Annotated in this window: 6 protein-coding genes; all 6 read right to left on the bottom strand. The window is 47.4% G+C overall.

Features of this window, described 5'->3' with window-relative positions; genetic code table 11:
- Positions 1-33: 33 nt before the first annotated feature.
- The 6 genes from AC5JLP_RS00125 to AC5JLP_RS00100 all read right to left on the bottom strand — a co-directional run bounded on the left by AC5JLP_RS00125 (position 34) and on the right by AC5JLP_RS00100 (position 9,705).
- On the bottom strand, positions 34-1,830 hold the full coding sequence (locus AC5JLP_RS00125) for a DNA polymerase (protein WP_496065855.1): 1,797 nt from the start codon (positions 1,828-1,830) through the stop codon (positions 34-36).
- Positions 1,811-4,531 (bottom strand): DnaB-like helicase C-terminal domain-containing protein, encoded by a 2,721-nt coding sequence (locus AC5JLP_RS00120; RefSeq protein ID WP_496065854.1) that lies wholly within the window; start codon positions 4,529-4,531, stop codon positions 1,811-1,813. Before AC5JLP_RS00120 ends, AC5JLP_RS00125 begins: the two co-directional genes overlap by 20 nt.
- Before the next feature lie 805 nt (positions 4,532-5,336).
- The gene (locus AC5JLP_RS00115) at positions 5,337-6,224 is read right to left on the bottom strand and encodes a NotI family restriction endonuclease (protein ID WP_496065853.1); all 888 of its coding nucleotides are present in this window, start codon (positions 6,222-6,224) and stop codon (positions 5,337-5,339) included.
- A complete protein-coding gene (locus AC5JLP_RS00110) occupies positions 6,221-7,282 on the bottom strand; it encodes a DNA-methyltransferase (RefSeq protein WP_496065852.1) in 1,062 nt (353 codons plus the stop codon). The genes AC5JLP_RS00115 and AC5JLP_RS00110 overlap by 4 nt, the downstream gene beginning before the upstream one ends.
- A 418-nt stretch (positions 7,283-7,700) precedes the next feature.
- Complete coding sequence (locus AC5JLP_RS00105) at positions 7,701-9,233, bottom strand: helix-turn-helix domain-containing protein (protein WP_496065851.1); 1,533 nt, start codon at positions 9,231-9,233, stop codon at positions 7,701-7,703.
- Positions 9,234-9,513: 280 nt separating this feature from the next.
- Entirely contained in the window at positions 9,514-9,705 is a 192-nt protein-coding gene (locus tag AC5JLP_RS00100; RefSeq protein WP_190574472.1) for a ribbon-helix-helix protein, CopG family, read from the bottom strand.
- Between the last annotated feature and the right edge of the window lie 71 nt (positions 9,706-9,776).

Here is a 9,776-nt window from a genome sequence, read left to right as displayed (position 1 = left end):
ACTGCTAAGCCGCAATCACTATGATTTCCGGTTTTATTGAATCCATAATCCTAAGCGATAGCCTGGAGCCGGAATAAAGCAACTGCGAAAGATTTTATCTCTGGGAATCTGTTGCAGATTGGGGTTACGACAGGACATGCGCCCGGTAGCAGCCCCCATCTGCTGATAGTCTGGATGAATGCGCCCGGTAATGGGGTGAACATGCTTGGGCAGACTACTGGCAAACGCCTGGACTGATTTTGCTGCTTTGCGGTAGTCCAGCAATGCTCTAACCGGTGGATGCTCTTCTGCCAGGGGAATCAAAGAGAGTTTACTGGTGTTCTCTACTGGCACACCCATTTGCTGTAGTGCCTCTAATACCTGCGGCTGACTGTCCAAATTGAGAGAGACTTCATTCCCCAAGAGATCAAGTTGGGCACTTAGCAAAGCTGGTTGAAACTGTTGTCGTAATTCACCGGCCATCTGGTCTCTTCTTTGCTCCAGTTCTTGTCGCAGAGAATCCCAGCGGGAGAGATCGAGTAGCATGCCATTGACTTCCATTTGGGCGATCGCTCCCAAACAATCAAATTCCAATTTGGCAGTTTCCACCAAACGAGCACCTGTTAGCTTGGGCTTCATTACCTCGCGTAACCGCAGTAGGATCGCTGCATCTCGCGCTGCATATTCTAACTGTTCAGAAGAAAGGCTGGGATTGCTCCAATCACTTCGCTGCTGTTCTTTGGAGAGTTCTTCTCCCAAGTAGACCTTGACTAGTTCCGCCAGGTTGTAACCGTGCGAACGCACCCCTGCATCCAATAATTGCGCCGCTATCATTGTGTCGAATAGCTTGCCAGCAATGGGAAGTCCTGCCTGTTGAAGAAACTTCAAGTCAAATTTGGCATTCTGCAAGACTTTGATTGGCGTACCTTGAAGCAATTCGCATAGAGGATCTAGCGTTTCCTTGGGAACTTTAAACAGGTCAATGATAATAACGGGCTGATTAGCCGCAGCAATTTGCACTAAACGAATTCGATCCTTCAAGGGATCAAGTCCAGTGGTTTCTGTGTCAACTGCGATCGCCTGACAACTTTGCAAGGGCTTAAGTACTTCTACAAGCCGCTGTCCATCTTCAACAAACTCATAACTCACAACAGGGTGAGATGAACTAGCATCTACTTTCTCATCTATATAAAAATCTTCTAAATCCAATGCAGATACACTTTCTATAGCAGTAATCTGGACTATTTCTCGTAGCGGCATCAAGCAATCTGAATCGATCGACTTCAAACCAGAAAAAGCATCACTGCTACACCAAACACACCAAATATTTTGATGCTGTCGATAAACGTTGACATACATCTCCTGAATGACCAGGACAGCATCAATTGGAATACCCGATGGTACACGCTGAGAATCTGGACAGAGAACAACTTGTTGACCAATCTCAAAACTGTCGTGGTTTGGAAACGATGAGGATGTGGAACTAGGGGAGGTAAGAGGTTTGGTTTCCTTGACTTCCTCTGTTTCTATTTTTCCTCCCATCTCTTGATGAAGAGCATAGGAAACATGAAGAGCATAGGAAACAATGGCTTTCTGTTTGGCAAGCCGCGATGGTAGAGGCGGTGGAGTGTACCAAGTTTCGATCCAAGCATCGCTCGCCGATGGTGTTTCTGATTCAGCAGTTACAGCCTTAATAGACTCACTACTCTGTTGAACCCGATTCCTCAGAAACTGCCGTTTCCGAGCTTTTGCCCAATCCATTAAATCCTCATACAGTGGATCAGCAGCCGTAGAGAGATTGGAATTCGCTTCTACACTATCAACATTGGGGCTAGAGATCTTCACGGTCATTGTCCTCTCCTAAATCCAAATCAACCGGAATGAAGCGGTGGTAAGCCCGCTCATAGACAAACAACGGCTCTGCTGTGACACCACCCCGATTTTTGAGAATACTGAGTCGCGCATAGGTCGCCTTCGCTTTCTCATTAAGCGGATACTGAGCGCGCACGTCTTGAATTTGCCGGAGTCTGAGATAGTCTCCGGCATAACGTTCTTCCAGCAGGTCAAGCTGATCTCTGGGTTGGTCATTGCCGCGCTGTGCCTTCCCTGTCTGGAGCAGCATGATGCAGTCTGCGGCGTGGGCAATCTTGAACGAGTCCCGTAACGCACCCATATCTAACGTTCCAGTCCTAAGCGCTTCCTGGTAGGCGGCTTTATTGATATCACTAATTGCCACCACAGCAGCACCTGTGTCCCGCGCCAGTTGTTTTAAGCCCGTCGCCACCCGCGAGACTCGTAACACTTCATTGGCACCAGAGTCCAGTTTTTCATCACCACAACACATGAGTTGCAAATAATCGACAATTACCAACACGGGTGCTGTTTTATCGAGTTCTGCAATGCGCCGAATTTGAGCGATCGTCCCTTTCAAATGCGCGACTGTAACCTCTGGACCTGCTTCTAAAACCGTCAGATATTCTGCAATCTGCTGGTCATAGGCCCGAATTGCCAGCGCAGTCTGTTGTTTCAGCCATTCTGTATGGGCATAGTCGGCATTCAGCCAGTGCTTTGCTTCAATCAAGCCGGAGTTCAGCCCACCCATCCGCGACAAAGCATTGACCCAAAGTTGCTGCTTCCCCATCTCAAAGGAGACATACAGCACGGGGATTTTAGCTTTTGCCGCTTCATCCGCGCACCAGGCGCACCAGGTTGTCTTTCCTGAACCGGGAGGAGCACCCACGACATAAAGCCTGCCAGGATGTAACCCACCGTTGAGAGAACGATTCAGCCAAGGAGCCGGGGTGGCGATCGCCGTTTGCGGTTGCCCAAACAATTCTCGGATCAAATCTTGAGTGTATGCCACCATTGGCATGACTTCTGAGGCATTCCGTTGCTGAAGATGTTGAGAGTGGTGAATGAGTGTTTCCAGCGTTTCGGTCACGGGATGTAAGGGGCTGTTCAACAGTTCGGATGCAGTAGCAGCCTGCTCTTTTGCCAGCGATCGCAAGCCAGTATCTCGCACTCTCATGAGGAGTTCTGTAAACGCCTCCCAACCACAGGGAGCCAGATTCAAAAGCTCATCCAAATAGGCCGCGATTTGATTCAGAATCGGTGTTGGTAGGGGAGATCGCTCCATCACCATTTTTTCCAACCGGGAGAGAACGAGACTGGGCGTTAACTCTCTCCCTTCTATCTCCAGGCTTACAAAGCATTCCCAGAGCCTTTGGTGGAGATAAAACGGCTTTGAATCATCGCCTTTGGGCATAAACGTGGCAATAAAGCCCTCAACGGGTAAATCCACACCCAAGGCTTCTTGCATCCCTGCTTCTGGGTGGTGCAGGATGTAAACCAGCAAATCTCGTTCAACCCGTCTAGCAACCTCGTTGTCACCCTCTGGCTTCTCCCATTGCCAAAAGGGGCAGGCATAGCCTGTACAGCCTCCACAGCGGACTAACTCACGGCTGTTGCGAATGTAGCTGCAACTCCACTGATAGTCGTGAGGATTTCGTTTAACAGACGCATAGGTGCTGTGAAAATTTCTGAGCCTAGATTCAACCGTCATTTTGCTGGTTGGATGGTGATCAGAAGCTTGTGCCATAGCTTCTGCCAGGGGTTCTGCCTGGTTACGTTCCCATCCCCTGGTGATGACATAACGTGCCAGAGTTAAGTTGACTGAGTTGTAATCCTGATCGGTTGGTGCACCCTGGTTCATCAAGTAATGAATACAAGCAGGATGCTCATCGGGAGCCAGAATTGAAAAGTTCGTCGCTTTTGTAGCAGTAGAATGCTGAACGATTGAACTCCCAGCAAACCCCGATCGCTCCTGAAAAGCATTGCCCTTTTGATGCCTATTCTTGCTGATCGCACCGCTAAGACTCACTTCAAGTGCAGCCAGTTGAGCCAGTTGAGCCACAGGAGTCTGCTGAAAGGATGCCATTAGACCCGCCTGATCGTCGGGCACTACCGGAAATCCTTCAGACCAGTTCACAGGTTCACTTAAGAAACCGCTCCACTTACCACTGATTTGATGCTTGCCGCAGGGTAATTTGATCGGTCGTCCCGATGCTTTACCATCGATCGCCGTTGTTGCTGTGGCGGGATAAATCTCCTTTGGCTTGTAATCAGCTAAATAACAGAGGTTCTGCAATGCCTTGACCCAGGTAGCACCAGGCAGCGGCATGTTAGCAAACAACCAGAGATGGAACCCACGACGACCACTAAATTCCAGATAAGCAGAGAGTCCTTGACTAGTAGCGATTTGTTGCACTCGTTGAGACAGACTCAGCACCTCACGCAAAGTCTGTTCATCACTGCCATCTTTGGGAGCATCAAAATCAATGCAAGCTGCTTTAGCCAAATTCGTCGCCGGTTGGAGGAGGCGCACCGAGATAATTGATTTGCCCTGAAGATGTGCTTCTACCACAGCAGGGGTGAGGGACTGATCATACTGTGACTGTAGAAGATCAGCGCTTTGCCAAACGCTATAAAGCTGCTGATGTTCATGGAGAATCAGGCGGTAAAGCTGCTGTAAGACAGTGAGGGTTTCTGGCATGTGGTTCAACTAATTAAATCGGTAATTCGGTAATGATGTCGTGAATGTGTTCATCCACTTGGGCGAGCCAAAGACAATCACTGGGATAAATTGCAACACATGGGCGGCGGGTGAATTTTTTATCTTTTTGCGTTTAAAGCGTAACCCCCTGTTTCCACAAAACAGGGGGTTACAAGCTAATCGATCTGATTGATCTGATCAGACGTGTAACTATCCTGGAATAGCTTGCTCCATAACCGTTCTGAAAATTTAAAGTCACGGTAAGAGGAAGGTAAAGTTACCCGTAGGGGATACTGAAGTCACGCTAATAGGAAATTAAAGTCCCATCCAGAGGAGCTTATTACCGTAGATTTGTAACCAAAATGATCTGGAATCTAGATCTGATGCTAGTTACAGGAGAGTTACAACTGCTTGGGACTTGAGGCTAACTGGCAAGTCACGACTGGGGGAGACTGATGTCACGATTAGGGGACTGTAACTATCAGTGATTGTAGCTAAAAGCCTTTTATAGAAATGGTTACAGCGGAGTTACGATCAGGTTACAGGGACATCAGAGTAGCAAGTTTTGGTTTCTAGATTTAGTGGAATTGCTTTAATGCGCTGCTGTATTTGGCGTAGTTCAATTGAATTATGGCTGTATCTAGCGTTTTATTGTTTGATTGTTTACTAGATGTAGTTGTAACCATTGAACAGCCTATAGTAGATAACCTTTGAGACACTAGCAATAGCTCCCGCCCGTCCGTTGCGGTGCATTACTAGTCAGCTTTGCTTTGGCACCTGACAAATAGCGTTTGCTCTGAAATCCTTAGCTGTCATCAGCAACGTCTTCATGCGTAGATACAGGTAATATTTGCCCAACAAACAGTAAGGTGCTTTGAGGTAACTTCTCTTCAATTTGTCTCAACATTGCCTCCAATTCTACTCTTGGACTAGTCTGTAGACCAAGGCACTGTGCAATTCCATTTGCATCCGTACTATAACGTTCCATAAGTTGAATACGGTAACTTGAGGCTTCAACAAGCAACTCATAAGAGTGGAAGTGCATGGGATTTCCAAGTCGAGCATCTTGAATATGCTCAAAGGAGAATTCTCGTTGCATATAATCGATAAGGCATTCCTGAGCTACTAAAACAAGGTGTTTGCTAAAGTGTTCAAAGGTGTGGATCTTGTGGTGGAGTTGCATCAAGATTGTCTTTGCAGTCATCTTCCAGTTCATACCAAATCCTTTCTTTGATGTGACATCCGTATCTTTCACTGCGACACCATGACGTTGAAGGAATCGTTGTCGTTCTGGCCACACAGTGCCAGTGGTATCAAGTGTTTGCAGTTCGATGCCAACGAAATCTATGACTTTTCCTGCGCGTACAGAAGCAAGACAATAATCTATGCTGCCTCCTGGCACTGCAATTTCAGGAACAATTCGGAGTTCGTTACCAGGTTCGTGAAGTGTCAATAGATGGATACAGTCCGTAAAAATTTGACTGCGCTCAAGAAGTCGAAACGGACAGATGATAATGTTTCGAGCTTCCCTACCATAAGAAACTGTGCATGAGCCAATCGTAAGGTCAGGCTCGCTTTTTCGATTTTTGAGGCATTTACGGGACAGGAAAGGACAGTTTTGTCTAGAGGCGATGTCACCCCAGGGAAGTGATTGGTTTGTAGGATTTCCGTACAATTCAGCGACTTTGGTCATGGAAGTAATCCGCATCTTTCACGAGCGATAGTTACATACTCACCTGAAATATCAATTCCAATCGATTTTCGCTGTAGTTGAAATGCGATTAAATTTGTTGTACCTGTTCCCATGAACGGGTCTAGTACGATACCAGTTTGTGGACAGGTAGCCAGGATTGGGATTTTACAGAGATCTTCAGGATAGGGTGCAAAATGAAGTTTGCGTTTCTGTGTGTCTTCTGGCAGGATATCCCAGACATCACTAGGTTTACTACCATTTGGGTGATATCTAAGAAAATAAAATCCCTGCTCGGCAAGTTCACGCGCTCGTCCAGAAACCCTAGCTGAGTCTGAATGTGTCGTTCGTTGCTGACCACGAATAATCATCCGAAAGTCAGATAAATTACCTGACCGCACTTCTTCTAAGATTTCATTCAGAGCCTCCAGAGCCTTTGCGCGTTCACAATCACTGAGGGCTGTAGATAACTCAATCTGTCGGCGATAACGTACTCCGGAAACACCTGTTGCAGAGACTATGGAACCGTTGACGACTTTAGCTTGTCTTGGCTTCGAGCGAATTGCATCAATATCGTAAAAATAGCGGTCTGTTTTTACGAAATGGAAAAAAGGTTCATATATATTTCGGAGTTTATCTTTTGAATTATCAGGAGCGCCTTTTACCTTATTCCAAATAACACTATTGCGAAGAATCCAGCCTTGCTTATCAGTCATGGCAAGTGCCACTCGCCACGGTATACCGATTAGTGATTTACGCTGATAGGTATCGCCAATATTTAGCCAAAAAGAGCCATTGGGCTTAAGAACTCTCTTTACTTCACAGAAAACTGCAAGGAGATTATTAACGTAGTCATTCCATGTATCCTCAAGTCCAATTCCTCCGTTGGCGTAAGCTCGATGTCCCCAATAAGGCGGAGATGTCACTACACAATCTATACAATTATCGGGAAAAAACTTTAAAAGTGTATAAGTATCAGCCTGTAAAAATAGTGGCGTAAGGTCTGGTGTGATGAGATAGTCCTTGATTGCATTTTCCAAAAGTCTACTGCCCACAACCATTGAAACACCTTGCAACTACATCAAACAACTTTACTTGAATTTGAGAGATTTGCTGCTGTAAACCTCGCCGTTTTGGAGTTTGCTGTCTAACTTTCCCTAGTTTCTCAGGCGATTCTCACCCAGAAACCTCAATCATGGCTGATCAATTAGTCTCAAGCTCACTCTGAAGTCACGACTAGGGGGGCTATCGTCATCAAAAGGGGAAGTTTCAACCAATGAATCTGTCTGAAGCCTTTTTATATCAATGGTTACAGAGGGTTACAAGGAGACGCGATCGCCCTTCCTGCCGAATCAAGTCACCGTAAGGGGATACTAATGTCACGACTATGGGACTTTAGCGGGGGATACATAAGCTTAAAACCTATGTTTATCAGTAGTTACAGTAGGGTTACAGGTTTTGTAACCAAGTACGCTTGCATTACTGGATGCCAAGAACCTGACGGAGCAAGCTTTGATCTTCATCGACTGCGCGACGGCGATCGCTCTCAACCAGCTTCACCCAACTGACACTCTTGCCGATCGTGGTAGCAAGTTGGGCTTGAGTCCACCCCTTTGCTTGACGGGCAACTTTCACCGTCATGCCATCCAATTCAGCCGCAGGCAGTAGTGCTTTATCTGTAGTAACTTTGACAGTTCTATTGGGCTTGTTGCGCGTAGAACTGGCACCTGATGAGCCTCTACTGGTCTTTTCTGTTCGTCTGGTTTCAAGCTCATCCAAACACTCTTGGATCTGCATGGGCAGCCGGAAGGTGAGCTTTGCCGGAAACCAGTGCTTGGAAATGTAGCTATCTGGTAACCATTTTGCCCCTAAAAGTTTCTGGTTTCGCTCTTTTGTGGGCAGGTCTGCTATTTCATCGGGTAGGCTCCAGACGGGTCTGAGCCAGAGGGGATAGGTTTCATCATCGAAGTCGATGTCAATCTTGAGGTTATCTTTGAGAGTGAGCAGGGCATTGTCCACCGATTCCTTTAATTTCCACCCATAGCGGCGATCGGACAGCGCTTTCTCAATGTCACTGCTGGGTAAAACACTTTCCAGCAGACTTTCAACGGTATAAACCCCATTCGGGCGGGAACGGCTATTCTGGATTAGATACAGCGCCATGCTGGTCGCCATTTTGCGTCGGTGGGGATCGATATCAAAGACTTCTTTGGGGATTAGTCCATACTGATACAGGGCTTTCCGCTGTTGTGCGCCCTCCCGATTTAGAAAGCTATGGGTCCATAGTCCTGGTTGCACCCGGATCACCACCTCATGCAGTTCCTCAGACTCCCCATCAACATTGGGTTGGGTGTATTCCTGGACGCTGACGATCCACAGCAAGCTTCGCTCCCGCACACAGAGATCCATGTCGCCTTCAAACCAGTGGATGACCGCACCTAACGTCCCGACAACCCACGCCAAGTCAGCCACTGCCTTGAGCTTCTGTGACTTAGTGAACTTGTTGCTGTTGTGAACCTTGAGCGTTTTGATCAGGTCTGTACCGGGCAGATGAAACGGCTCTTTCCAGGGTTCAGACTGCAACGAAGCATAGGTAGCAAAGACAGCATGGAGGCGAGCTGCCATTACCCCGTACTGCTCCAGGATTTCACGCTCTGCTTGCGTAGAAATAGACTCTGCCTGGTGCTTCTGCTTGTTCAGGACGTAGAACTCGATGTAGCGCCCTTTGCCAAAGTGCTTTTGGAAGTAAAGGCGTTCCTGCCCATACTCGCTCCAATCTGGAGGCTTTAAAAAAGCCTGCGTCGCACTAATAACAGGTGCTCCACTGGCAATCATCTCCATTGACTTGGTGGTGAATAGCGGTGGTTCCGTTCGAGGCAGGTTGCGCGGCTTGCGGATTTTAGTCCGGGTGGACTGAGAGGGCAGCACTTCTACTTCAGTTAATTCTAACTGGGTGGAAGCTTCGAGGAGGGGAGCGCTGTCCTCGCGATCGCTGGGTTTGGGTTGCATCATGGCTCAATCGTTGAAAAGAACTATATGGAACCAAACCGCCATACCTAGATTCTTGCGAGGTAAGAACCTCTGCCCTTTTCAAGGATCAAGTAATTTGCTAACCTGTCAGTAATGGGCAGGTCGCAACCTCTCCAACCGGGAAGGGCATATCGTTGATATGGTCGTTCTGGCTTTAACCGAAGCATCGAAGGCACCAGGACTTCACCCGCCAAGACGATTTCCTGGTGTTTTCAAGCTTTAAAGGGCATGGGTTTTTAGAGTCTCCATCATCAAGTTGGGTTTACTCGATTCCTTGTACGGAAAGCATTCCCCGAGCAATGCGCTCGATGAATTCGGAACGAGACAGAGAGAATGCAGCGGCTAACTCATCCAGCTTTTCAACTCCGGTGGGAGTGAGGGCAATCATGGTCGGCTTCTTGAGTTCCCCATAGAGCTGATCTCGTCCTTTCCGTTTCGGTTTTTGAGTCTCCATAGCTGCGGTTACTAATCTTATAGAGTTAATTTGACATCTTCATAATTAAAATTAAGGGAGCCGTAACCCTT

It is taken from the genome of Stenomitos rutilans (assembly GCF_059505485.1).
This window is presented reverse-complemented; position numbering and strand designations above follow the sequence as displayed.